The 26,025-nt window shown below is 41.9% G+C and carries 23 protein-coding genes; 17 read left to right on the top strand and 6 right to left on the bottom strand.

Annotated elements, in window-relative coordinates:
- Window positions 1-4: 4 nt before the first annotated feature.
- The 8 genes from AC50YO_RS03950 (at window position 5) to AC50YO_RS03915 (ending at window position 6,823) form a co-directional block, all read left to right on the top strand.
- Window positions 5-460 carry a hypothetical protein gene (locus AC50YO_RS03950; RefSeq protein ID WP_494843488.1) on the top strand — a complete coding sequence of 152 codons (456 nt, stop codon included), beginning with the start codon at window positions 5-7 and terminating at the stop codon, window positions 458-460.
- Window positions 461-471: 11 nt separating this feature from the next.
- Window positions 472-1,953 carry a bifunctional metallophosphatase/5'-nucleotidase gene (locus AC50YO_RS03945; RefSeq protein WP_494843486.1) on the top strand — a complete coding sequence of 494 codons (1,482 nt, stop codon included), beginning with the start codon at window positions 472-474 and terminating at the stop codon, window positions 1,951-1,953.
- A 111-nt stretch (window positions 1,954-2,064) separates the two neighbouring features.
- Window positions 2,065-3,183 (top strand): HD-GYP domain-containing protein, encoded by a 1,119-nt coding sequence (locus AC50YO_RS03940; RefSeq protein ID WP_494843484.1) that lies wholly within the window; start codon window positions 2,065-2,067, stop codon window positions 3,181-3,183.
- A gap of 141 nt (window positions 3,184-3,324) precedes the next feature.
- Window positions 3,325-4,455 (top strand): radical SAM/CxCxxxxC motif protein YfkAB, encoded by a 1,131-nt coding sequence (gene yfkAB, locus AC50YO_RS03935; RefSeq protein WP_494843482.1) that lies wholly within the window; start codon window positions 3,325-3,327, stop codon window positions 4,453-4,455.
- Between the two features lie 107 nt (window positions 4,456-4,562).
- Complete coding sequence (ytvI, locus tag AC50YO_RS03930) at window positions 4,563-5,594, top strand: sporulation integral membrane protein YtvI (protein ID WP_494843480.1); 1,032 nt, start codon at window positions 4,563-4,565, stop codon at window positions 5,592-5,594.
- Between the two features lie 125 nt (window positions 5,595-5,719).
- A complete protein-coding gene (locus tag AC50YO_RS03925) occupies window positions 5,720-5,950 on the top strand; it encodes a spore coat associated protein CotJA (RefSeq protein WP_494843478.1) in 231 nt (76 codons plus the stop codon).
- Between the two features lie 15 nt (window positions 5,951-5,965).
- Complete coding sequence (locus AC50YO_RS03920) at window positions 5,966-6,229, top strand: spore coat protein CotJB (RefSeq protein ID WP_494843476.1); 264 nt, start codon at window positions 5,966-5,968, stop codon at window positions 6,227-6,229.
- 24 nt (window positions 6,230-6,253) lie between these two features.
- Window positions 6,254-6,823: a manganese catalase family protein gene (locus AC50YO_RS03915; RefSeq protein ID WP_494843474.1), complete on the top strand. Its 570-nt coding sequence runs from the start codon at window positions 6,254-6,256 to the stop codon at window positions 6,821-6,823.
- A 646-nt stretch (window positions 6,824-7,469) separates the two neighbouring features.
- Here the strand turns inward: AC50YO_RS03915 and AC50YO_RS03910 are convergent.
- The gene (locus AC50YO_RS03910) at window positions 7,470-8,780 is read right to left on the bottom strand and encodes an amidohydrolase family protein (RefSeq protein WP_494843472.1); all 1,311 of its coding nucleotides are present in this window, start codon (window positions 8,778-8,780) and stop codon (window positions 7,470-7,472) included.
- A gap of 153 nt (window positions 8,781-8,933) precedes the next feature.
- Here AC50YO_RS03910 and AC50YO_RS03905 point away from each other — a divergent pair, with 153 nt between their 5' ends.
- Window positions 8,934-9,362 (top strand): MarR family winged helix-turn-helix transcriptional regulator, encoded by a 429-nt coding sequence (locus AC50YO_RS03905; protein ID WP_494843470.1) that lies wholly within the window; start codon window positions 8,934-8,936, stop codon window positions 9,360-9,362.
- A 401-nt stretch (window positions 9,363-9,763) separates the two neighbouring features.
- On the opposite strand, the gene AC50YO_RS03900 is transcribed toward AC50YO_RS03905, so the two are convergent.
- Together AC50YO_RS03900 and AC50YO_RS03895 are read right to left on the bottom strand one after the other, a co-directional pair.
- On the bottom strand, window positions 9,764-10,684 hold the full coding sequence (locus AC50YO_RS03900; protein ID WP_494843468.1) for an NmrA/HSCARG family protein: 921 nt from the start codon (window positions 10,682-10,684) through the stop codon (window positions 9,764-9,766).
- A gap of 28 nt (window positions 10,685-10,712) precedes the next feature.
- Window positions 10,713-11,723 carry an LLM class flavin-dependent oxidoreductase gene (locus AC50YO_RS03895; RefSeq protein WP_494843466.1) on the bottom strand — a complete coding sequence of 337 codons (1,011 nt, stop codon included), beginning with the start codon at window positions 11,721-11,723 and terminating at the stop codon, window positions 10,713-10,715.
- Window positions 11,724-12,066: 343 nt separating this feature from the next.
- Here AC50YO_RS03895 and AC50YO_RS03890 point away from each other — a divergent pair, with 343 nt between their 5' ends.
- Window positions 12,067-12,414: a winged helix-turn-helix transcriptional regulator gene (locus AC50YO_RS03890; RefSeq protein WP_494843464.1), complete on the top strand. Its 348-nt coding sequence runs from the start codon at window positions 12,067-12,069 to the stop codon at window positions 12,412-12,414.
- A gap of 382 nt (window positions 12,415-12,796) precedes the next feature.
- Here the strand turns inward: AC50YO_RS03890 and AC50YO_RS03885 are convergent, their stop codons facing one another.
- Window positions 12,797-13,990, bottom strand: a complete 1,194-nt coding sequence (locus tag AC50YO_RS03885; protein ID WP_494843462.1) for a GAF domain-containing protein — start codon at window positions 13,988-13,990, stop codon at window positions 12,797-12,799.
- Between the two features lie 601 nt (window positions 13,991-14,591).
- On the opposite strand from AC50YO_RS03885, the gene AC50YO_RS03880 reads away from it, so the two are divergent.
- The 3 genes from AC50YO_RS03880 to AC50YO_RS03870 all read left to right on the top strand — a co-directional run bounded on the left by AC50YO_RS03880 (window position 14,592) and on the right by AC50YO_RS03870 (window position 16,457).
- Window positions 14,592-15,359: a nucleotidyltransferase domain-containing protein gene (locus AC50YO_RS03880; protein WP_494843460.1), complete on the top strand. Its 768-nt coding sequence runs from the start codon at window positions 14,592-14,594 to the stop codon at window positions 15,357-15,359.
- A gap of 253 nt (window positions 15,360-15,612) precedes the next feature.
- Window positions 15,613-15,924 carry a MerR family transcriptional regulator gene (locus AC50YO_RS03875; protein ID WP_494843458.1) on the top strand — a complete coding sequence of 104 codons (312 nt, stop codon included), beginning with the start codon at window positions 15,613-15,615 and terminating at the stop codon, window positions 15,922-15,924.
- A 128-nt stretch (window positions 15,925-16,052) separates the two neighbouring features.
- A complete protein-coding gene (locus AC50YO_RS03870) occupies window positions 16,053-16,457 on the top strand; it encodes a DUF5071 domain-containing protein (protein WP_494844113.1) in 405 nt (134 codons plus the stop codon).
- 223 nt (window positions 16,458-16,680) lie between these two features.
- Here AC50YO_RS03870 and AC50YO_RS03865 read toward each other — a convergent pair whose 3' ends face one another.
- A complete protein-coding gene (locus AC50YO_RS03865; protein WP_494843456.1) occupies window positions 16,681-17,097 on the bottom strand; it encodes a VOC family protein in 417 nt (138 codons plus the stop codon).
- A 511-nt stretch (window positions 17,098-17,608) separates the two neighbouring features.
- Between AC50YO_RS03865 and AC50YO_RS03860 the strand changes: the two genes are divergently transcribed.
- Window positions 17,609-17,941: a winged helix-turn-helix transcriptional regulator gene (locus AC50YO_RS03860; protein WP_494843454.1), complete on the top strand. Its 333-nt coding sequence runs from the start codon at window positions 17,609-17,611 to the stop codon at window positions 17,939-17,941.
- Between the two features lie 85 nt (window positions 17,942-18,026).
- On the opposite strand, the gene AC50YO_RS03855 is transcribed toward AC50YO_RS03860, so the two are convergent.
- A complete protein-coding gene (locus AC50YO_RS03855) occupies window positions 18,027-18,590 on the bottom strand; it encodes an NAD(P)H-dependent oxidoreductase (RefSeq protein ID WP_494843452.1) in 564 nt (187 codons plus the stop codon).
- 298 nt (window positions 18,591-18,888) lie between these two features.
- Here AC50YO_RS03855 and AC50YO_RS03850 point away from each other — a divergent pair, with 298 nt between their 5' ends.
- From AC50YO_RS03850 to AC50YO_RS03840, 3 genes are all read left to right on the top strand, one after another.
- The gene (locus tag AC50YO_RS03850; protein ID WP_494843450.1) at window positions 18,889-19,212 is read left to right on the top strand and encodes a YolD-like family protein; all 324 of its coding nucleotides are present in this window, start codon (window positions 18,889-18,891) and stop codon (window positions 19,210-19,212) included.
- Between the two features lie 125 nt (window positions 19,213-19,337).
- Window positions 19,338-19,913 carry a dihydrofolate reductase family protein gene (locus AC50YO_RS03845; protein ID WP_494843448.1) on the top strand — a complete coding sequence of 192 codons (576 nt, stop codon included), beginning with the start codon at window positions 19,338-19,340 and terminating at the stop codon, window positions 19,911-19,913.
- A 491-nt stretch (window positions 19,914-20,404) separates the two neighbouring features.
- Window positions 20,405-25,762: a beta-N-acetylglucosaminidase domain-containing protein gene (locus AC50YO_RS03840; protein WP_494843446.1), complete on the top strand. Its 5,358-nt coding sequence runs from the start codon at window positions 20,405-20,407 to the stop codon at window positions 25,760-25,762.
- Window positions 25,763-26,025: the final 263 nt, after the last annotated feature.

Raw genomic sequence — 26,025 nt, 5'->3', positions numbered from 1 at the left:
GAGGATGAGCGGACTCATACAGATCTATTACGGAGAATATGGATCAGAAGTGATTACTCCTCAAAAGATGGCCAAGCAGGCTGGGGCGTCCTTTGCACTGTCCGAGCATGTGCCGGGTGTTCTAGGGGAAGCCTTTGATTGGAATGGCTGGTATGCGGCCTGGCGGCTTCTGCATGGCATTGACAGCGTACCTAGCGGCCTTCGGGTAGAAGCTGCAGATGGGTTTCAAGCATTCATACCGTGGAGTCAGCTATCGGGGGCAGTAGTTCTCTTCACAATAGATGGGGAACCGCTTAGCAAGGGCGGGCCTATACGACTCTACGTTCCGAATGGGAGCAGTAAGTGCTTGAACGTGAAAAGCATCGTGAAGCTTACGTTTGTCCATGACGCTCTGGAGACAGAAGCTTCTTACGGCTTCAAAAATTTATTTTCTGCTGAGGAAATTCGTAAATTCAAATAGTAAATACTAGGGTGATAACCAGCAAGGAGGCAGGCATGAATTCCTATAAGAACAGTGCAATGACTCGAGTCGTTCTACTCCATAGCAATGATATCCATAGCCGATTGGAAAATGCCGCGAGAATGGCTTCCTTTATTTCTGATGAAAGAAGGTACAATGGGGATGATCGGCTGCTGGTTGTCGATTGTGGCGATCATATGGATCGCATTCGTCTAGAAACCGAAGGCAGCGACGGAATGGTGAATGTAGAGCTGCTCAATGCTGCGGGCTATGAAGCGGTCACGCTTGGCAATAATGAGGGCCTAACCTATTCCAAGGATACGTTAACGAAGGTCTATGCGAAAGCGAAATTTGCCATTCTCGGAGCTAATATAAGAGGGCTGGAATCGGAATCGGAAGAGCAGCCCGACTGGCTTATGTCACATGCTATCGTTGAAAAAAATGGAATGAATATCGCTCTTATCGGTGTTACAGCTAGATACACGAATTTTTACGAGCTGCTCGGGTGGGAATTGTCTGATCCCCTGGAAGCAGTCAGAGAGCAAGTGGCAGAGCTGCGCAATGATGTCGATGTGGTTGTTGTTCTCTCCCATCTGGGAATCAATGTGGATAAGCAGATGGCAGCGGAGGTCGAGGGCGTAGATCTAATACTGGGTGCCCACACGCATCATTTGTTGGAGGAGCCGCTTATTATTGGCAATACGACCGTTTGTGCCGCCGGTAAATTCGGAGAGTATATTGGACGTGTTGAGATTGGCATGGATCCCGTAACCGATCGTCCCGTCTTCCATGCAGAATGCGTGCCCACAGCTGCCTTTGAAGAGCATCCGGAAGCCGCCGCGATTATTAGCAGCTACCGGGAGTCGGGCAAGCGACGATTAAATCGGGTCGTCGCTCAGCTTGACGGGCCTATGCCTGCCTCGCCTGAGCAGGAGTCACCGCTCGCCAACCTGCTGGCCGCTGGGCTCCGCACCCATGCTGATGCTGAGATCGGCATCGTCAATACGGGGCAGCTGCTTGGTGGTCTGGCTCCCGGGGACGTTACAGAAGGGCAGCTTCATGCTCTTTGTCCATCACCGATTAATCCTTGCCGGATGAGGATGGTCGGCAAAGATATTCGGATAGCGCTAGAGCAGGCGCTGCTGCTTGAATTTACGAGCAAGCCGATCAAGGGCTATGGCTTTCGCGGTGAAGTGCTGGGCACTTTGGCGATCGATGGCATCGTTGTAGATTATGATCCGACCAAGCCTCCTTATGAGCAGCTTGTATCGGTTAACGTGAATGGCGAGCCTTTAAAGGATGAGAGGGTCTACACGGTAGGGTCAATTGATATGTTCACCTTCCATATTGGTTACCTATCTCTAGGACAGTCTTCAGAGACCGTTTATTATTTACCCGAATTTATTCGGGATCTATTAGCCTCTGAGCTTGGCGATCGGGCAGCAATTGCTGCTAGCCACGTCAGCCGCTGGAGAAACGTGTCGAATAATTAGAATTAAATGGTTGCGAAATCATTGATTTTCCCTTACATTAACATTAACATTACTACTCGGTTTTTCCGATGTATAACTAAAAGAACAGAAGTAAGGGGAAGGATCGAGAAAATGCGGTTGGTGCCTATTTCAAAATGCATACCGGGAATGAAACTGGCTAAAAAGATTTTCTCTGGTGAAGGGGTAGTCCTTCTGGGGGAAAATGTCGAATTGACAAGCCGACTCATTGCTCGCCTTGAACAATGCGGGATTCAATATATATATATTAGTGATCCGAAGACGGAAGATATTGTTGTGCCTGAAATTATAAGTGAGGATACGATTCGTGTTGCCCTGAAGGAAATCAGGACCAACTTCCGTGAAATGATGGATCGTCCCAAACGGCAAAAGGGAGTGCCATTCCCTTATATCGCACAGCCCTTTAAACAAATGATGACGATGATTATTGATGACCTAGCCAACCATCAGGATGCGATGATTATGTTAATGAATATGGGTGCTGTGGATGATTATTTATTCCAGCATTCTTTGAACGTCTGCGTCTACACGACCTTGCTGGGCACGGCCTACGGCTATTCTCGAGAAGAGCTTATGGTGCTTGGAATGGGGGCGCTTCTGCATGATATCGGTAAAACACAAGTACCAGTGGACGTATTGCGGAAGCCGGGCAGATTAACGGATGAGGAATACGAGAGTATGAAAAATCATACGAAGATCGGATTCGAGCTCCTGAAGGATGAGCCTAATCTGCCGCTTATCGTGGCGCATTGCGCCTTCCAGCATCATGAGAGAATTGACGGAAGCGGTTATCCACGCGGCTTGAAGGGGAATGATATACACCCTTATGCGAAGTGGATAGGCTTAGTGGATTCTTATGATGCGATGACGACTAATCGAGTATATCGTGCGCCGATGCTGCCTCATCAAGCAATCGAAGTGCTCTATGCTGGTACAGGCACTTTGTATGAGCAGCCTATGGTGGAGCTGTTCCGGGATAAGGTAGCCATCTATCCGATTGGCATTACGGTCAAATTGCATACCGGAGAGTCCGGTGTTGTCGTCGATTTCAACCAATCCTATCCGCATCGACCGATCATTCGAATTTTACATAATGAAGCCGGTGAAGAATTGATTGTCCCTTATGAAGTGGATCTGTCGAAGCAGCTGACTACGATGATTGTTAGCGTCAATGACGAGCAGCCGGATGTGCCGCTCGTATCGGGAATTTAACAGAATAAGGGTTACTTGAGAAGCCGTAAGGCTTCTTTTTAGGTTTTATCCCTATTTTCATTGCTTCGGAGCGATTCGAACATTACAATGTAAAGAGATTCAATTAATCCAACCGTGTAAGGTAAGTCAGGTGCTGATACAATGAATACGATAGAATTTAATGCAAGACCGCTTTCTCCATTGTCCCCAACGAATGATCCTTGGGATCCTATTCGCTCCTTGCAGCAGTATAAGGAGCATACTTTAACGAGCGTTGAAATGACGGTATCCAATCTATGCAATATGCGCTGCGAGCATTGTGCCGTTGGCGATACGTTAGTTATGGCCGAACCAGATAAGCTGCCGATCGAGCTTATGCTCCAGCGTCTGGATGAGGTAAAGCATTTGGAGACAATCAGTATAACAGGAGGGGAGCCTTCGTTCTCGGATCGGACCGTTAAGGAATACATGCTCCCCCTTCTTCAGTATGCTAGAAGCCGCGGCGTTCGATCGCAGATCAACTCCAACGTGACATTGCCATACAGCAGATATGAGGTATTAGCCCCTTATCTGGATGTGATGCACATTTCCTTCAATTATACGAACGCCGATGATTTCCACCAGATCGGCTTCGCCAAAGCAGGCCACTCCGTATCACGAGCGGCGGCTGTGAAGCTGTATGATCGGATGATTGACAATGCTCGTCGATTAAGCGATGCGGGTGTGCTTGTATCGGCGGAATCTATGATCAATTATCGCACGCATGAGAAGATGGACGAAATTCATCGGCTGATTATGGATATGGGCTGTCAGAGACATGAAGTGCATCCGATGTATCCGAGCTCTTTTGCCAAAGATCTGCCTGTTATTACGAGAGAAGAGATGCGTCGTTCCATAGAGCGACTGCTAGATAGCAGGGACACCTCCGTCTGGATGCTGTTCGGTACGCTTCCGTTCTATCATTGCAGCGACAACGCAGAGGAACGCGCCCTGTTGACTCGTCTGGCGACAGAGCCTAATGTAACGGTGCGCAACGATCCGGATGGACGCAATCGCCTGAATGTCAATTTGTTTACAGGAGAGGTGTTCGTTACCGACTTCTCGGACGTTCCAGCATTCGGCGATATCGGCTCAGAGAAGCTGGATGATATCTTCTCCCGTTGGCTCGACCATTCGCTGGCACGCAGCGTGAATTGCCATTGTCCTGCGGCATCTTGCTGCGGTCCGAATCTGCTTGTGAAAGACATGTACTACAAAGAAGTGGATTTCCACAAGCGTTTCGCTCTGCTTTAATTAGTGTAGGATATTAATAGGCTGGATTAGACATGACTCCCGCAGATGGGAGTATGCTAGTTAGTAAGAATTGAATTTGGATAGCTGCTGGAGAGGGTGACAAGTTTTTGTCAATCAAAACGCTGGTTATGATTGCGGTAGGGTTGCTTCTCTTATATCTGTTTTTTACAGTGGGAGCGCCGTTTCTGCTTGCTCTTGTTGTCGCGATATTCATGGAGCCGTTAACACAGCTTTTCGTACGCAAGTTTCGTATGAACCGACTGATTGCCTCAACGATTTCGAGCACATTATTTACCCTTGTTCTAATCGGCTTGATGGTGCTGCTGGGGGTTAAAATCATTGCCGAGCTGATCGCTTTTGCTCAGCGGGTTCCCCATTATTTCACTGAGGCAAGCGATTACGTCACTACCTTAATGGAAAATGCGCAGACGCAGTATCAGAAATTCTCGCCAGACGCTGTGCAGCAGATCGAGACCTGGCTTACAGAGCTGAGCAAGGCACTAACCAGTATGGTTAGCTCACTGTCCACTACCGTTATCTCGTTCGTGTCGGGCATTCCGGGCATGTTCATCTTCTTCATCGTATTCCTGGTTGCTGTCTACATGTTCGGCTACAGCTTGAATACGATGAAGACGACCGTCCTTAGCTTATTCGAAGAGAAGTCCCGTTCCAAAGTCAATGAGATGCTGAACAATCTCAAAAAATCAATTTTCGGCTTTCTTCGCTCGCAATTGATTCTTAGTGCACTAACCTATGCGATCTCGTTGGTAGGCTTGCTCATATTGGACATCAAATATCCGCTTGCCATTGCGCTGCTTATCGTTATCGTCGATATTATGCCTATTCTTGGTACAGGATCTGTCTTGGTGCCTTGGGCAACGTATCTGGCGGTTACGGGTGATCTATTCACAGGGATCGGCTTAGTTATTCTGTTCCTGTTCATTACGGTATTCCGTAGAATTGTGGAGCCGAAGATATTGGGTGATTCTGTGGGGATTGGCGCCTTGTCTGCTCTAGTCAGCTTATATGTAGGCTTCAAGCTAGTGGGGGTTATCGGGGTATTCCTTGGTCCGCTAGTTGTCATCATCTACATGGCTGCTCGTAAGGCAGGGCTGTTCAAGATCAATATTAAATTGTAAAAGAACGAATCGACCCGGCAGCGGATATTCCGCTGCCGGGTTTGTTTGTGTTGTACAAGATATGAAATGCGGTATGTGGGCATATAGATTAATCATCAAGCTTATGCCAAAGGAGGAATACTCGCGTGAGTGATATTCTCAATAATCCGCTTAATCAGACGCGTGTCTACTCGCAGTTTCATAGTCCCCATGATCCTTGCCCTCCCATCAGGTATAAGAGCTATGTTCTTCCGCCGAATCAATTCATTGTTTTTCAGCCGCCGGGATTGCCGCAATTTGCCCTGCAGGATGCATTGAGGCTCGGTACATTATGGCCAGCGTTATTCAGCTCTTATGAATCCAAGTTCAGCCAGTGAGGAAGGTGAGCAACGGTGAGCATTAAACTCGATGAACAATATTATAAGAAGCTGGAAGAGCTTCAGGCTATTCAATTCGCGCTCGTTGAGCTGACACTCTATCTGGATACGCATCCAACGGATACGCATGCTCTTCAGCAATTCAATCAACTGGCCTTGCAGCGCCAGCAAGTTGCCCTTCAATATGAGCAACTGTACGGTCCACTGATGCAGTTCGGTCACAGCTTCTCACAATATCCGTGGAAATGGGCGGAAAGCCCATGGCCATGGCAGGTATAAAGAAAACTAAAGAGGGGGCTTAGCATGTGGATCTATGAGAAAAAGCTGCAATATCCTGTTCGGGTAAGCAAATGCGATCCCAAAATGGCAGGTTATCTAATTGAGCAATATGGCGGAGCGGATGGAGAACTGTCGGCAGCGCTCCGTTATCTGAATCAGAGATATACGATTCCGGATAAAGTTGTAGGCTTATTAACAGACATAGGGACAGAGGAATTCGCCCATCTCGAGATGATTGCGACGATGATCTATAAGCTGACCAAGGATGCGACGCCTAGACAGCTGGAAGAGGCGGGGCTGGGCGCTAATTATGTCGCGCATGACAGCGCAATGTTCTACAACAATGCAGCAGGCGTTCCCTGGACGGCTGCATACATAGCAGCCAAGGGAGACCCGATAGCTGATCTGTACGAGGATATAGCAGCGGAGGAGAAGGCGAGAGCGACCTACCAGTGGCTGATTGATGTGACCGATGATGTGGATCTACAGGACAGTTTGAAATTCCTTCGGGAACGAGAGATCGTGCATGCGCTGCGCTTCCGCGAAGCGGTGGAGATCTTGAAGGAGAAGCGGGATGAGAAGATTTATTATTGAGTAGACGTTGTGGATGAACTTAAAAGCAGGAAGTTTTGAAATGCACTGGAAGTAATCGGAATTGAAAAAGAGCAAAAGTAGTTATAAAGATTTTGATAAGTGGACAGATTAGCCATACAGTTTTTACTGTATGGCTATATTTTTTATAAAAGGTATGTTGCCACTAAGAACGTTTTTTAAAGAGAAATAGTTAGATGAAGTAAATTCTTTCTCTTTTCAGAGCTCAATTTTCCATGGAGTACGCTCCTTGCATAAGAAGGGAGTACCAAAAATATAAATTTTCGCTATGTACATTAGTTAAGAGAGATGATATCGGCAGTCTTCTCTATTGTTGCTGAGCTCTAGCTTAAAGTATTCGAAATCTGTACGTCATTAAGCTAACGGGCAGTATAATTCCAAAATGTACTAAAATTTAAACAATGACTACATTGATAATTCAATGGGAATAAAACGGGTTAGATTGTATCTGAAGGAACATTGATCTGGCTGTCGTTTCTGACAAGAGGATTTGGATTAATACATTAAAGTCGAAGAGGGACTAGGGACTAGTCCCTCTTCTTGATGATTTTACGATCAGCAACGGCATCATCATCTCCGGTTCGCTCATCATTCGAATTGACGACATTGTACAGGGAGATCGAACCGATTAACCTAGTTGCTGCGAACCTTTGAACCACACGGATGTGATCGACAAGGTATCCGAGATATTGGTTGTCGGATCACCGTTTACGAGAATAAGGTCAGCGCGCGCACCTTCGGTAATACGGCCGCGATCGTGAAGACCAAAGCAACGGGCGGGTTTGGTAGTAGCCGACTGAAGAGCTTCAATCGGAGTGAACCCGGCCTTCACCAGCAGCTGCATTTCGTGGTGGACGCTTGCTCCGTGAGCAAGGCCGCCAAGGTTCGGAACGGGAACCGGCGCAACATCTGTCCCTACCAGAATATCAACTCCGGCACGGTGAAGATCCATCACATTCTTAAAGCTGTTCTCCATATTGCCTTGCGGGAACGTATTGAAGCTTGAGTTCAAAATATCGATCCAATCCGGACTTAATTTGGAATGAACACGCGGATCATTCGCCAATTCCGATGCCGGTTTCCCAACAATCGATGAGTTCAACACCAAGCACGGTGTAACAAAAGCGCCTGAATCCGCTATGGATTTCACCAACTCGGACGTGTACTCGGGTCTGTCGATAAACAAGTGGCCCAAACCGTCGACTCCAAAATCGATGGCTGCTTGCGATGAAAGAGCCGTCAAGACGTGGGCGATGACCAGCTTATCGAACTTGTGGGCTTCTGTCACGGCTGTTTTTAGAATCTCGTCGCTTAGAACAGGCAGGCCGGGTGCACCCATGACCGTCCCTTCTTCAATCATGATTTTAATATAGTCGGCACCATTCTCCACTTGAGTATGCACATGTTTAATCGCTTCTTCCACCGTCGTCACTTGCGGTATTTCATCGTGATCGTGAGCGTATGCGGCCAACATCGCTTCCCGGTCTTCCTCCGATAACTTTTCTAGCTCCCTTAATACGAATTCAGGTATTTCATCCCCATCCGGCAGCAATTCATCTGGGTGTCCGCCCGGAGCGGTGATTGCTGTGCCGGCAGAACGGACGTCTGCAACGTCATCCACATTTTTTAACTGGATCTCGCGTCCTCGTTTCGTAAAATCGCCGTTCATTTCGAGTTCTGTCGTAACGCCGAATTTTAAGGCATCTCGTAATCCGCCGATTGAGGTGTGGACATGTGCATCAATCAGACCGGGCATTAAAGTCGCATTTTCCCCATCGATAATCGTTGCATCGGTCGGAAGGTCTCCACCCACTGCAATAATGGACTCCCCTTTGATGACAACATGTCTTGACGCTATAATTTGTTCTCCATCAAAAATACGTACATTTGTAATCGCCGTAACTTGTTCTAACGCAGTATTTTGAGTTATCTTCTCCATTTGAAATTCCTCCAAGGTGTTTGTTTATAACAATTCGAAGTATAACTGTTAGAGTTCTAACTGTCAATAAACTAAGTTATTTGACATGCGGATAGGATCACTGTATAGTTTAGTTGCTTATAATTAGCTTTCTAACAATTAGGAGGGGCGATCATGCAATCCCGAAAGGATACGCCTTATTTGGATTTGTTTCAGATTATCGGTCTTAAATTAAAGAAAAGAGCGGACGAGAGTATAAAGGAACTAGGGTTAAACGCTCAACAAGGAAAAGTAATCGACTATATTTACGAGAACCAAGATAATCATATTATTCAAAAGGACCTTGCAGATCGGTTTCATGTGCGTGGGGCCAGTATTACAAGCATGCTTCAAGGTCTAGAGCAAAAAGGATTCATTGAGCGCAAAATCCCTGCCAATAATGAACGGCAAAAAAATATATATGTATTGCCAAAAGCGATTGAGTTGATTGAAGGCTTTAATGACTCATTCCAAAAGGTGGAGGATGAAATCGTTCAAGCTCTTACTAACGAGGAGAAGCAAATCTTAAAGAAATTGTTGATCAAAATCAATGAGCGCATATAAAGAAGAGGATTCCCCATGAGGCTATGGAGACATTTACAAATTAAAATACGCTTGTCCCAGTGGAAGAGCATTTAAAACAGCAAGAAATGAACAATCCATATGGTGCATCAAATAATATTCCTTAGATAACAAGATCTAAACTAAAAGATCAGGAGTGTACAAATAAGCTTTAAGCTAACGGTGATGTACCAACGATAATGCGCACATTGAAGTTATAAGTGATTATAGGTTTATAAATGTATTTAAATTATTAATTAAATGTTCTGTTAACGAGGAAAGCTGCCGATGCATGATGTCGGCAGCCTTCTCTATTGTTGCTGAGCTCTACTTTAAAGTAATCTCATTACAATTATGAAAGCAGCCGCTCATTGAGAGCGACTGCTTTTTCATCTAACTGGCGGTTAATTTATTTTAAACTTATCTTTATATTTTTCTGCAAATTCTTTAAACGAAGTTAATTTGATATTGTAATTCTCTAATAAATCAATATCTACATTATAACCAACTACGTTGTTCCATTGTTCACCTCGTACAGCTAATGGATGAATTTCTTGCTCTAATGCTTCTTCAATACTAAGTGTTGTAATTTTAAGCTCTTTTCCTGTTACCTCCGAGATGATCTCGGCAATTTCTTTATATGAAATCGATTCGGCAGCTAACTCAATATTATGTTTATTGAATTTTTCAGGATCTGCAAAGGCTGCACAAACAAAAGAAGCAAGATCTTCAATTGCAATGTGATCTATAGGTGTATCCGTAAACGTAACCGTTTTTATTTCCCCTTGTTGTAAATCAGGATACATAAACGCAGATTTTTCAGCAGTGAAATTTTCCATAATACATGCTGGTTTCACGATAGTCCATGTAGGAAAGCCTGCTGACCGAACAGCTTCCTCTATATCCCACTTATCTGTCCAATATTTTTCAAACCAATAACCTGTTCCCCAATCTGGGAAGTCATTATATCTGCTTGTGGCTGCAACGGAAGTATGCACAAATTGTTCTACGCCACTTTTTTTTGCACTTTGAATTAATGCAAAAGCTTGTTTTCTCTCTCGATCCGTTTCATTGGTATCTATTCCAGAAATCGGCACAGAGAAAACAGCATCGACATTTTTCATCGCATTTTCCAAAGAGGATGGGTCATCGAAGTTACCTACTACAGCTTCTGCCCCTTTTTGAATAAGCGCCTGGGCTTTAGAAGAATTTATATCTCTAACTAAAATACGAACTTTAAATCCCTGTTTTAATGCTTCATTTGCAACAGCACCGCCTTGTAATCCAGTAGCGCCCGTAACTAAAATCAATTTTTGATTATTCATATTGATGTCACCTTTCATGGGTATATTTTTAATTTGGTTGTAGATTATAAGACTCAGCAAGTTTCTCATACAATTTTAATCGCGTATCAAGGCCTTCTTGGGCAGTTGACACGATGAGTTCTTGGACACCTAGGGTATCTGCCAAATAGTCCAATTTGGGCTTCAATTCGCTCCACGTACCTATTACATTCGTAGATAAAAACGATTGCGCAGCTTGATGATGAGCTTCAGAAAACTGTAACTCATGTGCATTCAGTGGATCAAAACCTTTGAAGTACCCTAAGCTTTGTAAAAATTTTAAACTTAGAATTCTTTTCTGATATTCCACTTCTTTATCCGTATCTCCGCCGATTACTGAAATGCCTAATATAACATCTGGTGCTGACACGCCATGATTTGCTTGATAAAGCTTGCGATACAATGAGATGGCTTCTTTTGCCCCTGCGGGATTGAAATGATATGCAAAAGAGTAGTTGGCTGCTTCAATTGCAGCAAGTTGGGCACTATATGAACTGGACCCTAGAATCCAGATTGGCGGAAGTGGTGCGTCTTGTGGCATCGCAATGATCTGGGCAAATGAATCATCAGACAACGACGCTGAAGAATGGTCATATCCTCTTAATTCGCGAAGCAATCCCTGTAAATCATCTGAGTTTAATGAATCTATAGAGCGACGTAAGGCAAGCGCAGTTTTACTGTCAGTTCCAGGTGCACGGCCCACACCCAAGTCAATGCGATCTGGGTAAAACGTCTCCAGTAGTTTGAAGTTCTCAGCTACTTTTAACGGAGAATGATTGGGAAGCATGACGCCACCTGAACCAACCCGTATGTGCTGCGTATTCGCAGCTATTTGACCGATCAATAGTTCGGGCGAAGCGCTGGCTACGGAGGAAAGATTATGATGCTCTGTGACCCAAAAGCGTTCGTAACCTAGTTCATCCACTTTACTCGCTAGTTTAACCGAATTTATTAAAGCTTGTTTGGCTGATGTTTTATGATCGACTGGAGCCATATCCAATATAGATAAACGTTGAACCATGTTCTACCTACATCCTTTCTAGTGATTGTTCTCACGTCCATATTGATAGGTAGTCCTAAATGCTCACGTAAAGTTGTTCCTTTATAATCCTTATGGTACAAGTCTCTATCTTGTAAAAGGGGGATGACTTTCTCTACAAATGTTTTGCGCAGCGAGTAATATCTTTTGGGAGCCCTTCAATTTCCATTCCTCCATCATGAAATAGATTATTTAAAAACCACAGCAAACGTGGTACTATTACCTTATTTCTTAAAAGTGATATTAGCAAGTACTGTTATTTTTAATAGGTACTATGTTTTTTGATAGTAAAGAGATTTTAATTAGCTTTTTTAGGAGGAGAAATGTGACTAAAAATACTAAGTTCCGTACACCTGACTGTGGTTTAGCAAAAGTTCAACAAATATTAGGAGGGAAATGGAAGCTCTTACTACTATGGTATCTTTCAGAGGAACCTAGACGTTTTGGAGAGATCCGTCGATGTTTCCCGGAGATTACTGAGGCCATGTTGACAAAACAGTTGAGGGAACTGGAGCAGGATAAATTAATCCATCGTGAAGTATTCAAGGTAGTTCCGCCAAGAGTAGAGTATTCATTAACAGATTTAGGAACAAAATTTTCTCCAATTATAGAGGCAATGCATGATTGGGGGGAAGAGAATTTGAAGGAGTACACACATTCGATAATTACTTGATATACTTGTTTTTGATAGTCGCTAAACACGATTAGCGTTACTATTAGGGGGTTTATTTCTCATATTTGTTATTCATTAATGCACCTGAATTATCAATTAAATGTTCTGTTAACGAGGAAGGCTGCCGATGCATGATGTCGGCAGCCTTCTCTATTGTTGCTGGTCTAATTTAAAGTATTTGAAATCTGTACGTCATTAAGCTAACGGGCAGTATAGTTGAAGATCCTGAAGGTCGACTGGTAGTGCTTTGGAGAAATAACGAGTTATAATGCATTTGCTGCTTAGCTAACAGCACTCGATAGACCAAAACAAGAATAAAAGGTAGCTGAAAGTAATGTCTATCTTTTATTTGATAATGTGTATATTAAAACAAATTATGCCTCTAGCACTCCCTTAACGTTATTCTAAATGCAAAAAGGCTACCACTGTCACTTGATTCTACAAGCCATATGTCTCCACCCATTAGTTCCACTAGTTGTTTACAAATTGATAATCCCAAACCAGCGCCGGCGAATTTTCCTGGTGTATTTTTTTCGTGAATTTGGGAGTAGGCCTTGAATAAGTGCTCCTTTTTATTCTCTGGAATGCCTATGCCTGTATCCCTCACTTTAACGATTAAATCGATTGAATCTCCTCGGGATAAACTCATTTGAACGTTAATAGAAATGTAGCCCTGTTGCGAAAACTTAATCGCGTTACCCACCAAATTAGAGAGTATTTGTCTGATTTTATTGCTATCTCCCATAACAAGGATATCTGCCGCTGAATCGAACTCTGCGTATATTTCAAGGCCCTTCCTCGATGCTTCCGCTGCAAACAATTGCATCACATGATTAACGTTCTCTTTGATACTGAACGGTTTATACTCAAGTTCCATTGCACCTGCTTCTATTTTCGAATAGTCCAAAATTTGATCCATCAACGAAAGAAGACTATTGCCGCTATCTTGTATAATATTTATATAATTGGCTTGCTCTAGTGACAATTCTGTAGAGTGAAGTAAGTCCGCCATACCTAATATACCGTTCATAGGTGTTCGAATTTCATGACTCAGTACCGCTAAGAGGTTTGATTTCTCCGTCATCAGCCTTGATGCAATAATCTCAGCCTTTTTAAGATTCTGAATGTTTGTTTCCAACTCCAAGAGTGTGGAAAAGAAATTCGATAATGAAAGGAGTAATTCTACATCTTTCTGTTGGTATTGATAAAATTCATGATCAAAAGCGCAGAGTGAACCATAGTTTGTCCCATCTTCCGATTGGATTGGAACTCCTAAAAAAGAACACGCTCCAACAAAAGGTGTAGCATCCATATCTTTAGTAAGAATGTGCGTCATATTATTATCTATGATAAGCGGACCTTGCGCATGCTCAGTTACGAGAGCACAATATGAATCTGGATTGGCTACGACTAGTCCCTCAGTAAGAATTACTTTACTACGATTGAAAGCCTTAATCACTTTCGTTGATTCCTTATCTAAACTCGCAATACAAAAAGTGTTCGCCGGCATCATTTTGCTGGCAGTATCCATTACACTTGCGGCCGATTCATAAAGCTTATCGGAAATAATAGACATTACATCTATGAAATCTGTTTTTAAGATATTGTCGTCCTCCTAGGACTAACTTTTAATTTAATCTTAGTATAACACTAATAGAAGTGGTTAAGGTTTTTATTGAATTAATGGATAGCAATACTTCAAAATGCGTGTTTTAATTAGAGTAAATTGGAATATAAAGCACTATTCAACTAACGGGTAACGATAGTTATACCCCAGAAGGACTACATATGTTGAAGGTTTGAATACAATTGTGATTTTTTTAATAATCACAATAAGATCACATTTTTTGCGTTCGAAAATGAGCGGCCGCTAAAGACTTTAAATTCCATCTTTACTTATAACAATGATGTACCAACGAAAATGTGCACATTGAAGTTATAAGTGTATTTGAATTATTAATTAAATGTTCTGATAACGAGGAAGGCTGCCGATGCATGATGTCGGCAGCCTTCTCTATTGTTGCTGGTCTAGTTTAAAGTATTCGAAATCTGTACGTCATAAAACTAACTGGCAGGTTAGTTGAATGATTTCGCGAATAACTTAAGTCATGAAGAATTTACGAAGTTCGCAAAAAAGACGTTAGCCGAAAGAAGTTCTTTGTTTTGGAGGAGTCTATATGATATTAGAAAAAGTTATAAATAGAATTGTAATACAAAGTGAATATAAGGATTTTGTTGATAAGTATATAGATAATATACTTACCGAATTTAAAGGTAAGATTCATAGCATTTATATGTGTGGCTCGATTCCAAAAGGAACTGCTAAACCTTTTAAGTCAGACGCAGACTTTACTATTGTATGTGTAAATCCCAAAGATATTGATTACGAAAGATTGTCAAGTATTAAAGACAGGCTTTTGGAAGAATATCCAGTAGTAACTAAGATTGATACGATAATTTGCTCGATTGATGATGTATTAAGTAAACCAAATGAGTGGGGTTTTTGGGTAAAGATAATTTGTGTTTGCATATATGGTCATGACGTTGGTGAAAAAGTACCACCGATAATTATTTCTCCAGAGTTCATTTTAGACTTAAATACAGAGACCAAGGAGGAAGTAGATCGTATACATAGTTTACTTTCTAATGCTAGTGATAACACAATGAAAACTAGATATATTAAAGGTTACTCTAAGAGATTAATTCGTGCATTATATTCTTTGGTTTTAGAAGAGACAGGTTTATGGCAAGATGACATTATTAAGATGAAGAATGCCATATTAAACTATTGTGAGATTGAATCCGCTTTAGTTGATTATCTGTATGCTTGTTACTTGGATAGTAATGTACTTGTTGAAGAGTTTCTGGGAATTGCAGATGAAGTATATAGCTATTTTGAGAACGCCTTAAATGCAATGGCTGCTTCCAGGACTTCCTTCGGCTAACACCATATTGACGCTCCGGGTCACTCTGAGAAGCGAGTGACCACGTTCAGCCCCTAAGCCCGTCGGGACGTCACTGCATTAGGTGTTCGGCAAGCCTCACAACTATAAGAAGCGACTCTAATTAAAACATAAGACTATTGAGCTAACGGAGAACGAAAATCTAATAAATATAATAGCGGTAGCCAAAGACATTAATTTCTATCTTTACTGATAACAATTGTCAGCTTTACTAGGTTGTATTTTTCCTTTACGAATGATGAAACATGCGCCTCCAGAGGAGATGCGGCCTTTTTTGGCAGTCTCTGCCGATACTGATCCCGCGGAATATCCCGAACTCGTGGAACTTTTAACGAGCCACCGGAAAAATGTTGTTAGCCAAATCGCCTCGTTGCAGCAGATCGTCGATTTTATCGACATGAAGTTGGAGGAGGGGAGATACCGACGGGACTGCCCGGATGTAGATCTAGACGGCTTATTAGAGAAAAGGATGGGGGAACCGAAACCAAAGTCCGTCTCACCCGTTGAGATGAGTTATTTTTCCGTGTCGGCCAAATCGGGCAGATAAACTCGCAATACGTGGCTACTTCCTCTCATAAATTGATGCAGTCAGTTGAGCTAACGAGGAACTTTAGTTGAACGGATCATGCGATTGCTCCAGTGGCAATAACAGAAGTACGATAGAGGAGGGTTTATCTGTTCCCCATAGAAGAGTTAGTTCCCAAAGACAAATTTGACATGGAGGCAATAAATAAGTTAAGAATGATTGCTTCCGGTAATTTTTCTCTTCAACCGATAATAGAAAAACTGTTCGAATGGACTCAAGATTGTAACTGGCCGATTGCACAGGAACTATGCACAATCCTTGCATTATCAAGACCAGAAGACATTATTCCACAAATAAGAATGGTATTAAATAGCGGTGATGATGGTTGGCAGTATTCGTGTATATATTTTCTTATACCAAATTTACCGAATGAAGTTAAAAAGGAAATCGGACCAGACTTATTAAGATTATTTATGAGTCCAACTAAGAATGAAAAACTATGTGAAATTGATTTAGCGGCTAGAGAAATATATAAGAATTACATCGAGAGGTAAAACTAACGGGAAACGATAGTTACACCCCTGAAGGCTACGTATGTTGAAGGTTTGAATATTGCCTTTCTAAAATCAAAGCTTCAAAAGCAGCTATGAGTGATTCTAATTACGTAAACAATGACAGTATGTTAACACAACTCTACGAATCGCGAAGGAGACGCCGGGGAAGATGCCCGGCGTCTTTCTTTTTAAACCCTAGTAAGGAGCGTGCTCTCCGTTTGCCTTAACCTTGTGCCACATCCAGGTTCATGTAGTTTATGGCCCACAGATGACCGTCCAAGTCCACGAAGCCCCAATGATACATGGCCCCATGATTTTCAGGTTCAGCGTGCAATGTCCCGCCCAAAGAGACCGCGGTATTCACGATCGCATCGACCTTTTCCCGGCTCTCGAAGGCCAATGCGATCGTCATCTGCGCATACTTGCTCGTATCGACGGATTCCTTCTCCGTGAGCGTATTAAAGAATGCTTGATTGATCAGCATGACCTGCAGGTTGTCGCCGATCACGATGGCTACCGAATTCTCGTTATCGGGGAATTGCTGGTTGAGCTCGAATCCGAGTCCGGTGAAGAACGCTTTCGATTGTTCCACATTTCTTACAGGCAGGTTGAAGCTCGTGAATGCGGATGTTAATGCCATTTTCAAAACACCTCTTCGTCAAATTAGTTTGGGTTCATTTATGCCTTCGTTAATATAGACGACAGTCGATCCGAGAATTCATCGGTCTAATGGATTCGGAGGCGTAAATTATGCAAAATAACTAAAAGGAATTCCTCTGAATATATGAAAATTAAGGATGGGTGCCGAGTGTCGATTACGCTATCGGATAGCGATAGTCCTCTAAGCTTCAGAATGTTACCATTAAAATAGAAGTTCACAACCCTCCGGAATATCTGAATCAATACTACGAGGGCTATCCATATAATGAGGATGATCCTTACAGTGTATTGATTCAAAAAAATAACACTTAACTTAACTGTCCATACAACACGACCACGGAGGGCTTTACTTTTTGTTGAGAAAATAAGTTCAGATATAGTATCATTTTCGATTTGTTTTTACGGATCTGCATACGATGCGCTAGAGTGGAATCAACCAGGTGTAAGATGAACATCTATATCATATACTTATCAAAAGGAGAGTGTTACTTGTGAGTGAAACCTGTGTTCCGACTGGCGTGATAATAAAAGACACTGGCTTTGGGTACACGTTGTCCTTAATAGGCGGTAAATATAAGATGACTATTATGTATCAGTTGTCTGAAAATAAGGTTGTGCGGTTTAATGAGTTGAAGCGATTTATAGGTACCATATCCTTTAAGACGTTAAGTATCATGTTAAAAGAGTTGGAAGCAGATGGTCTCATCATACGTAAGGAATTTCCACAAGTACCTCCAAAAGTTGAATATTCGTTATCTGAACGTGGTCTTTCTCTCATTCCATTGTTAAATATGATGTGCGAGTGGGGAGAAAAAAACAGGTAGACATAGCTATTTTTTTATTTCAAAAGAAGCATCTCCTGAACAAGGAAATACTTCTTTTTTTATAACAGTTTTAATAAAGCTAGCTTTAAAGGTAGTCAACAAAATTTAAATAATTTATTGAGCTTTTGTCCATTTGGTCTGCAGAAGGTTCTTTTTCTGCACCAGGCACATTTTCACCAGGCTCATTTTCCGTACCATAATACGCAAAGAACGAACGATAATTTGCATTGCAGTATAGGAAAGTAGATTCAAAAGGTGATAATAAATGTTCAAGTGTATAGCCGTATCTTCCCTCTTCACTATAATCTTCTTTTTTAATACCCGCAGATACTGCTAAAGCAACTTTGCGATTCTTTAAATGATCGCCTCCATTTGAACCATATGCCCATCCATAAGTTAAAACATCGTCAAGCCATTTTTTAAGGAGAGGGGGACAATTAAACCAATATATAGGAAACTGTAAAACAAGATTGCCATGAGCTTCAACCAATTTTTGCTCTTTTTCCACGTCTATGTTTCCATCAGGGAATACCACATATAATTCGTGAACAGTATACTTTTCTGGATATTTTTTGAGTTCTTCTACCCATCGTTTATTTATGACGGATGTTTCTATGCTTGGGTGTGCTACGATAACAAGAGTTCTCAAAGATTTGTCCTCCTTAATTCTTATTAATTTCTCTTTTTGAGTATAAAGATTGGACTGTCGATATGTAAGTACGCACATTTAGTACAGGTACTGTCATAAAGGTTAGTGTCACTCGAGACAAAATACCAAATGTTGTTAATATTGCATTATGATCAATGTTCTGTGAACGAGGAAGGCTGCCGATACAAGTAGGCAGCTTTTTTATTTTGCTCAAAAATTATTCATTGAATAAGGAACAAATGTTCGTATATAATAGGAACAAACTGCATCGCCCCGAGTAGATAGGAGGTCACTATAAATGAGAACAAAGCTTGAAGGAAACGGATTATGGGAGAGTAGTCGAATGATGCTGCCTAAGCATGTTCAGACGATTAGATATCAAGACCACGAGTTGAAGAGACGTGTGCGTAAAGAATTGGATTTGCAAGAGTGGGAAGAGGTCTCAAGGGCGCTGATGAGTTCCCATCAACTGAGGCAAGCAATTACTGTCTATATGTATGACGAATTCGAGCAGCTTAAAATTGTGGGCATAGTGGAACGTCTTGATAGTATGAAAGGGTTTCTGGTTGATGGGGAATGGTTCAAGATTGAGGATATTGAACGTGCATACATAGAGATTTAAAACATCAGATTTTCACTTGAACCTTACGTAACGTAATGATTTATAATGAACGTAAATGCAGGACGATACGCGGGCTAACGGTCAAAAAATCGAGCAATAAATTCGAAATCGAGGGAGAAACGAACATGAGAAAACTCGTTTTATTTCTGCACGCATCGCTTGACGGTTTTGTAGAAGGGCCGAACGGTGAAATGGACATTGGCTGGGTTTCCTACGATACTGATTTGGAGAAACATGCGCAAGAAATTCTGAGTACTGCCGACACAGTCATTTGGGGACGTGGGACTTATCAGATGATGCATAGTTACTGGCCATCTGTGCCTTCGAACCCATCAGCTTCGGAGTATGAACGGAATCATGCCGAATGGATAGAAAAGACAGCCAAAATCGTTTTTTCCACGACGTTGGAGAAAGTCGATTGGAACAATTCCAGACTGGTGAACGAAGATGTCGAGGAAGAAATCAAGAACCTCAAACAGCAGCCAGGCAAGGATATGGTCATCCTCGGCAGTCCCAGGTTGGCACACTACCTTATGCAGCTTGATTTAATAGATGAGTATAAAATTACGGTTTCTCCCGTCCTGATCGGAAGCGGCTTGCCGTTATTCCAAGGTATCAAGGAGAAGGTCAATCTTAAACTTATCGAAAACAAGACATTTGATTCTGGAGCCATAAGCCTCTCTTACCAGACGGTTAGATGACCTCGTCTCCTATAGGAGATTACGCATGATCTAGAGGCTTCCTAAGGATTCCGCGCCGATAGCTTTTATTAGTGAGTTGATTAGTAAGATAGATCTGTTTAAGGGATACACGAATGTGTATCCCTTAAATATTGTTTGCATAAAGTTTGATGTTTAATTGAAATAATTCGTATTTTTCAGTTATATTGCATGCATAATTTGTATATATTTATCGAAATTAACAGAAAAAAGATAGAATTGATATGTAGAGTGAATGATTAAGCTAAAAAAGGTTGTATAAATTTTCATACTTTTTTCTAAAATTGACCTGTGTTATGCTGTGCTTACCCTGAAAGAGATAAAGACACTAGCTTTATAATTATATGAAGGAGTGATCAATGATCTTGAAAAAGGCTGTTTTTTTTTTATAAAATTTAAAGCGCTTTCATTTTTAAGGGCAGATACCAAATAGAGAGTCTGCTTCTAAAAACATACCATTGGGAGGTTTTTTTATGGGGCAAAAGATGAATTCCAAGAGCAGGCTTAACAAAGTAAGTTTAATTGTTTTGAGTGCGATGTTATGTGTAACATCGTTTTTTTCAACCGTTGCACCAGTAAATGCATTTGTACCGCCTACGGATGCTAGTGTTCCGACACTGTTAAAACAAGGGTTTTCTGACAATGAAGATAAGTATGAAATTTATCCTGTGCCGCATTCTATAACCTATTTAGGAGGAGAACGTTTTACTTTAGGTAATGGAGTAAATCTGGTCTTTGAAGGTGGTACCAATGGAATTGATAAGTATACCAAAGACTTTCTAAAAGAAATTCTGAATAAATATAATTTAACTTATACGGAAAGCAGCCAGATTGACGCTAACAAAACCAATATTTTAGTAGGAATATCAGGCTCAGGCGGGATGGTTGACAATTACGTCAATGGTGCTAATGCAACGAATATCAATCCTGGTCTATTTAATAAAATTGACTCTTATAGGTTAGATGCCAAGGAAGGCGTTATTAGTATTTTAGGGAAAGACACAGATAGTGCCTTCTATGGTATTGCAACTCTCCAGATGATGTTTTCCTCATTTGCAGGACGGTATTTCCTGCCGGTTCATATTGAAGATTGGGCTGAAATGAAGTACCGCGGTATTGTAGAAGGGTTTTATGGCGCTTGGGAGCATGAAGGGCGTGCTAGCTTAATGCGCAGCTCCCGAGATGTAAAAATGAATAGCTATGTATATGCCGCAAAAGGGGATGAATATCATAGATCCAAATGGGCAGAACTATACCCCGAGGCTCAAATCAACCAGATAAAAGACCTTGTGGAAGTAGGGAAAGAAACAAAGGTTAAATTTGTTTGGTCTGTACATTTAGAATCCTTTTTTAGAGGAATAACGATAGCGACACATCCAGCTCAGTACGAGGAACGTTATACTCTATTAACTAAAAAGTTTGATCAGCTATATAATGCTGGTGTTCGGCGTATTGATGTTCTAAACGATGACTTTGGATCTGGCAGTAACCAAGATGTTGTAGCACTGCTAAACCGCCTAATGACCGATTATGTTGATAAAAGAGAGGGCTTAGAACCCATTGTATATTGTCCACAGGGCTATAACGTTAGCTGGTCAGGGAATGGGCAGGAGCTTGCGGCTCTAAGCAATCTAGATAAACGTATTATGATTTACTGGACAGGGCAGGATGTGAATAGTCCTATTACCCAAAGCAGCATTGATTATGTTATTAACAGAACAGGCTTGGAGCCTATGTTTTGGATTAACTATCCAGTGAATGAGCATGCCAAATCAGGCATTTACCTTGGAGAGATTAGCCACTATGTTCGTAATGGAGTAGTTGGACTTGGAGGGGCGGTATCCAACCCATCGCAATTTACAGAAACAAATAAAGTAGGGCTATTCCAGCTAGCTAGCTTGTTTTGGAATAATCAGAACTATAGCGAGTACGCAGTAACGCTTTGGGAGGACAGCTTTAAATATCTCCAACCAGAGGTATATGAGTCTTATTTAACGATAGGAAGAAATGTCGCTAACGCTCCTAATTCTACTCGTGTAGCAGGTTTTCCAGAAAGTGAATATATAAAAGACAGCTTAGAGAAAGTGTTAGCCAATGCAACTGCCGGCAAGCCGATTGCGCAGGATCAGCAAGCCTTGCAATTGCTAAGTGAATTTGATAACATCCTGCTCGCTGTTGAAGATTTTCGGGCAAATGTCAATAACCCTGTCCTGGTTCAGGAGCTCGATCCGTGGCTTAAATCATTAAAGGATATTGCGACTGCTGGTAAGGAAGCCCTCCGAGCAGTTATAGCATTGGAACAGAATGATGTGGACACGGCTTGGCGAAGCCTATCGTCTGCCAGCAGAGCCCTTTCAACTTGGGACAGCTATACGACCTTTCCTAATGAGACACGTGCAAAAGCAGGTACGAGAAGGCTGCAGCCTTTTGCTGCAGGGTTAATTCCTGTTGTAACAAATAAACTTACTCCCCTGCTTAATCCTGACAGCACGGAGTTTCTTCCTTCCTTTTATGGAATAATGGGTGGGGAACAAGTAAGTGACTCTAGTAATACAGCTAAAATGTTCGATGGCAATCCAAGCACCTATGCTAGCTTCCAAACCAAGCAGCAAAAAAATGATTATTTTGGAATAGACATTGGAAGGGCTATATCCGTCAATAGTATCGCAATTTTACAAGGGAAAACGGATACGGACCATGATTATTTCCATAAGGCTACATTAGAGTACTCCTCTGATGGTGACAAGTGGAACACATTAGTGCCGCTTGTGGATTCGCGCAGTATCGAAATGAAGGAGCTTAACATTAAGGCTCGGTATGTACGGGTTCGGCTTGTTGAGGCTGGAACCCCGGGAAAACCGGATTACTGGACCTTTATCCGTGAATTTACGATTAATGGAAACGCCTCTCCATTTGGTGTGTACACTAATGTAGATGGATTAAGAGATAGTGCTGTTACAGTAGATGGTACGGATTATACGCTTACTGCAGCATCAAATAGAATAACCTTGCCTGCTAAAGGATATGTGGGAATTAGCTTGCCTGAGATTGTAGGCGTTCATGCTATTACAGTAAATCCTTCGTTACCGAATGGAGCTAAGCTGGAATACTCCTTAAATAAAGCCGAGTGGAAAGATGCCTCTGCTTTAACTGGGAACACGGCGATGCGCTATGTTAGGTTATATAATAACAGTGCTGGACCTATAACCTTTGATTTTAATCGTTTATCCGTTTCTTTAGCCAGTGTAGATATGAATCCTAAGGTTATTGAAACCAACTTACAGAATGCTTTAAAAGAAGGCAGCTGGGCAAATCTTTTTGACGGAAAGGAAAATACGTTTGCCTGGACCAATGAGGCTCAAGCAGCGGGTCAATATATCATTGTAGACCTCGGTGTGTTGACAAAAGTATATGATGTAACACTAATTACTGCTGATGGGAATCCGCAAGTGTATAATGGAACCCTTTCTCTATCAGAGAATAAAAGCAATTGGACAACAATTGCCACTGTCAATGATGGTGGAGGCGATAGTCGTTTAGATCCTCCATATCGCTATGTTGAGGGGAATGGCAATGGAACGCTGGCCAGATACATTAAACTCGGGATTACCAAAAACAATGGCTATTACTTAAAGCTTCATGAGCTAGAAGTAAATAAAAAAGTAGAAGAAGCAGAAAAAATCAGTGCTTTTTCTGGTAAACCCGTGGGTCAATTTAAGAATATGGTAGATGGGAATTTATCTACAATGTTTGCTCCTGGCCTTATAGATATTGAAGATGGGTATTTTGAATATATCCTCTCAGACAATGTAAACGTCAATAGCATTAATATTTTACAAGATCCCAATAGCCTTTCTAATGCGGTTGTTAAAGCGCAGTCATTAGATGGCAGCTGGAACAATCTTGGGATACTTGATAAAAGTGCTACTATATTTGATACTAGACCTTTACATGGCATACAAAAGCTGCGTTTGGAATGGGTTAAGAATACGAGACCTGCTATTGCAGAAATTTTCTTTTCTACTACCGGACAAAATGGAGTGGAGCCAGATGAGGAGATAACAATCGTTCATCCTAGTATCTTTAACGTACCGTTGATCGAAGATGTAACTGTGAATAATGGTACCACTTGGGAATTGGTGGGGCTGCCAGAAAAGGTGACGGTGACCCTTAGCAATAACAAGACAGCCCTGCTGTCTGTAAACTGGAGTGCTAGCACATACAATTCGACAATTAAAGGAGAGTATACAGCGACTGGAAGCTTAGTGCTTCCTTCCAACATAACGAATCCAGCTCAAATAGCGTTGACGGCTAAAGTAATAGTTAAAGCTGCATTAGGGGAAACCAAGGAAGGAAACCTTGCTCTTAACCAACCTGTAGAGGTCTCAGGCTTAGAGGTGGCGGGTTCTTGGCCTGGCGGCAACATTGTAGATGGGGATTTCAATACCCGTTGGAGTGCCAATAAGATGAAAGAGCGGGATGACCTAAATCCAGCCAATCAAATAGCTGGAGCTAACTGGGTTGTCATTGATTTAGGCGAAGGCAACAATACAATAGAAAATGTAGATATTTATTACCATGCTAAAGCTAGCGGTACCAAATATGAAATACAGGTTTCGGATGACAAGAGTACTTGGACAAAGGTGACAGAGGTAATTAAGGAGCCTAGTGAGGTTCAAAATGATCGGCACACTATACCAGTGGGTTCGAATGGGGAAGGCAAATATGTACGTATCTACTATAAAGAGATGAATATCAATGCAAAGGCTGCTACTGGCATTAGTATAAAAGAGATTCAGGTAAATGGTAAGAAGTCGTTTGGCACACCTGCTGAACCAGAAAATCTTGCCTTACAGCATGCCACTTATGTATCGGGTACAGAGACTAAGGATTTCCCAGGCTCTAACGCAGTAGATGGGACAAATACCCGCTGGAGCAGCAATCTGATGAAAGAAAGGCAGAATCAGCCTGACGCTCAAGCGCAAAATCCAGCTTGGATTGTTGTAGACTTAGGTGAAGATGTAGATAAAATCAGCTCAGTTTCTGCAAAATATTACAATCTTGTCTATGGTACAGACTATACTATTCAGTTATCTGACAGTAAGGAAAGTAATGCTAACTGGGAGACTATTCACACCATTAGCAAACCGCATAGGGGAGCCGCTAATCCTACTGATCAAATTACTTTTGAGCGGCCAATTGCGGGCAAACGTTATATTAGGCTGTACTTCACCAAAATGAATGTAGCTGCAGCAGGCCACGCTATTGGATTAGAGGAATTAGTAGTAACAGGTACCCGTAAGGTTGTGGAGAATCCAAATGTTGTTAAGGCAGAGCAACAAGCTGCTTTTGGCATGATAGGAATGGAATTTAACGCTCTAAACTTGCCTAAGAGAACAGTTGTAGAGTTGGCTGACGGCAGCTCTCTAAGCCTGCCAGTGGTTTGGAGTAATCAAGGGTATAATGCTAATGCTAAAGAGCAGAATTTAACTGGTACACTAACCTTGCCTAACAACATCTCGAATACAACGAATATTAAGGCAACGGTCCGTTTAACATTAGAAGATAAGCCCCAAATCACTTCTGCCACTGCAAAAGGAATCACCGTTGCTTTCGGCACAGATTTCAATAATCTGCGACTGCCTAGTAAGGTTGTTGCTGAACTAAATAATGGATTCAGCGTACTTTCCAGTGTTAACTGGATAAAAGGTAATTTCAATTCCGCGCTCGAGGGAGAACAAACCATTAACGGAACGTTGATTATCCCTGGAGATGTTGGAAATAGCCAAAATATTAAAGCTAAAATTACGATTACTATACTGCCAGTTTAGTAGAAACTTTTGACTTTGAGACGGAGATACAAGAGGTAGAAGAAAAGATTACAAATGGTGGTTTAGTCACAGTGAACTTGCTCCGTATAGATGGATACAAAGAATAATGTTACTGGACAAAATAAATACGGTAAAGCAGTAATCAATTCAAGTGGTTCATTTGATGTGAACGAGTATGATGTAATAAATCCATAACACCTTTGCCCGCTGGCTTCGGAAAAAGGTTAACATCAGAAATCATCAAACGATGCTTGGTAAGTTTG

Source organism: Paenibacillus sp. J22P59, from assembly GCF_059383895.1.
This window is presented reverse-complemented; position numbering and strand designations above follow the sequence as displayed.

Coding starts and splice junctions, on each gene's coding strand:
- AC50YO_RS03950 (WP_494843488.1), top strand. CDS start 5: ATGAGCGGACTCATACAGATCTATTACGGAGAATATGGATCAGAAGTG.
- AC50YO_RS03940 (WP_494843484.1), top strand. CDS start 2,065: ATGCGGTTGGTGCCTATTTCAAAATGCATACCGGGAATGAAACTGGCT.
- yfkAB (WP_494843482.1), top strand. CDS start 3,325: ATGAATACGATAGAATTTAATGCAAGACCGCTTTCTCCATTGTCCCCA.
- AC50YO_RS03915 (WP_494843474.1), top strand. CDS start 6,254: ATGTGGATCTATGAGAAAAAGCTGCAATATCCTGTTCGGGTAAGCAAA.
- AC50YO_RS03910 (WP_494843472.1), bottom strand. CDS start 8,780: ATGGAGAAGATAACTCAAAATACTGCGTTAGAACAAGTTACGGCGATT.
- AC50YO_RS03905 (WP_494843470.1), top strand. CDS start 8,934: ATGCAATCCCGAAAGGATACGCCTTATTTGGATTTGTTTCAGATTATC.
- AC50YO_RS03900 (WP_494843468.1), bottom strand. CDS start 10,684: ATGAATAATCAAAAATTGATTTTAGTTACGGGCGCTACTGGATTACAA.
- AC50YO_RS03895 (WP_494843466.1), bottom strand. CDS start 11,723: ATGGTTCAACGTTTATCTATATTGGATATGGCTCCAGTCGATCATAAA.
- AC50YO_RS03885 (WP_494843462.1), bottom strand. CDS start 13,990: ATGTCTATTATTTCCGATAAGCTTTATGAATCGGCCGCAAGTGTAATG.
- AC50YO_RS03880 (WP_494843460.1), top strand. CDS start 14,592: ATGATATTAGAAAAAGTTATAAATAGAATTGTAATACAAAGTGAATAT.
- AC50YO_RS03875 (WP_494843458.1), top strand. CDS start 15,613: ATGATGAAACATGCGCCTCCAGAGGAGATGCGGCCTTTTTTGGCAGTC.
- AC50YO_RS03865 (WP_494843456.1), bottom strand. CDS start 17,097: ATGGCATTAACATCCGCATTCACGAGCTTCAACCTGCCTGTAAGAAAT.
- AC50YO_RS03850 (WP_494843450.1), top strand. CDS start 18,889: ATGAGAACAAAGCTTGAAGGAAACGGATTATGGGAGAGTAGTCGAATG.
- AC50YO_RS03845 (WP_494843448.1), top strand. CDS start 19,338: ATGAGAAAACTCGTTTTATTTCTGCACGCATCGCTTGACGGTTTTGTA.
- AC50YO_RS03840 (WP_494843446.1), top strand. CDS start 20,405: ATGGGGCAAAAGATGAATTCCAAGAGCAGGCTTAACAAAGTAAGTTTA.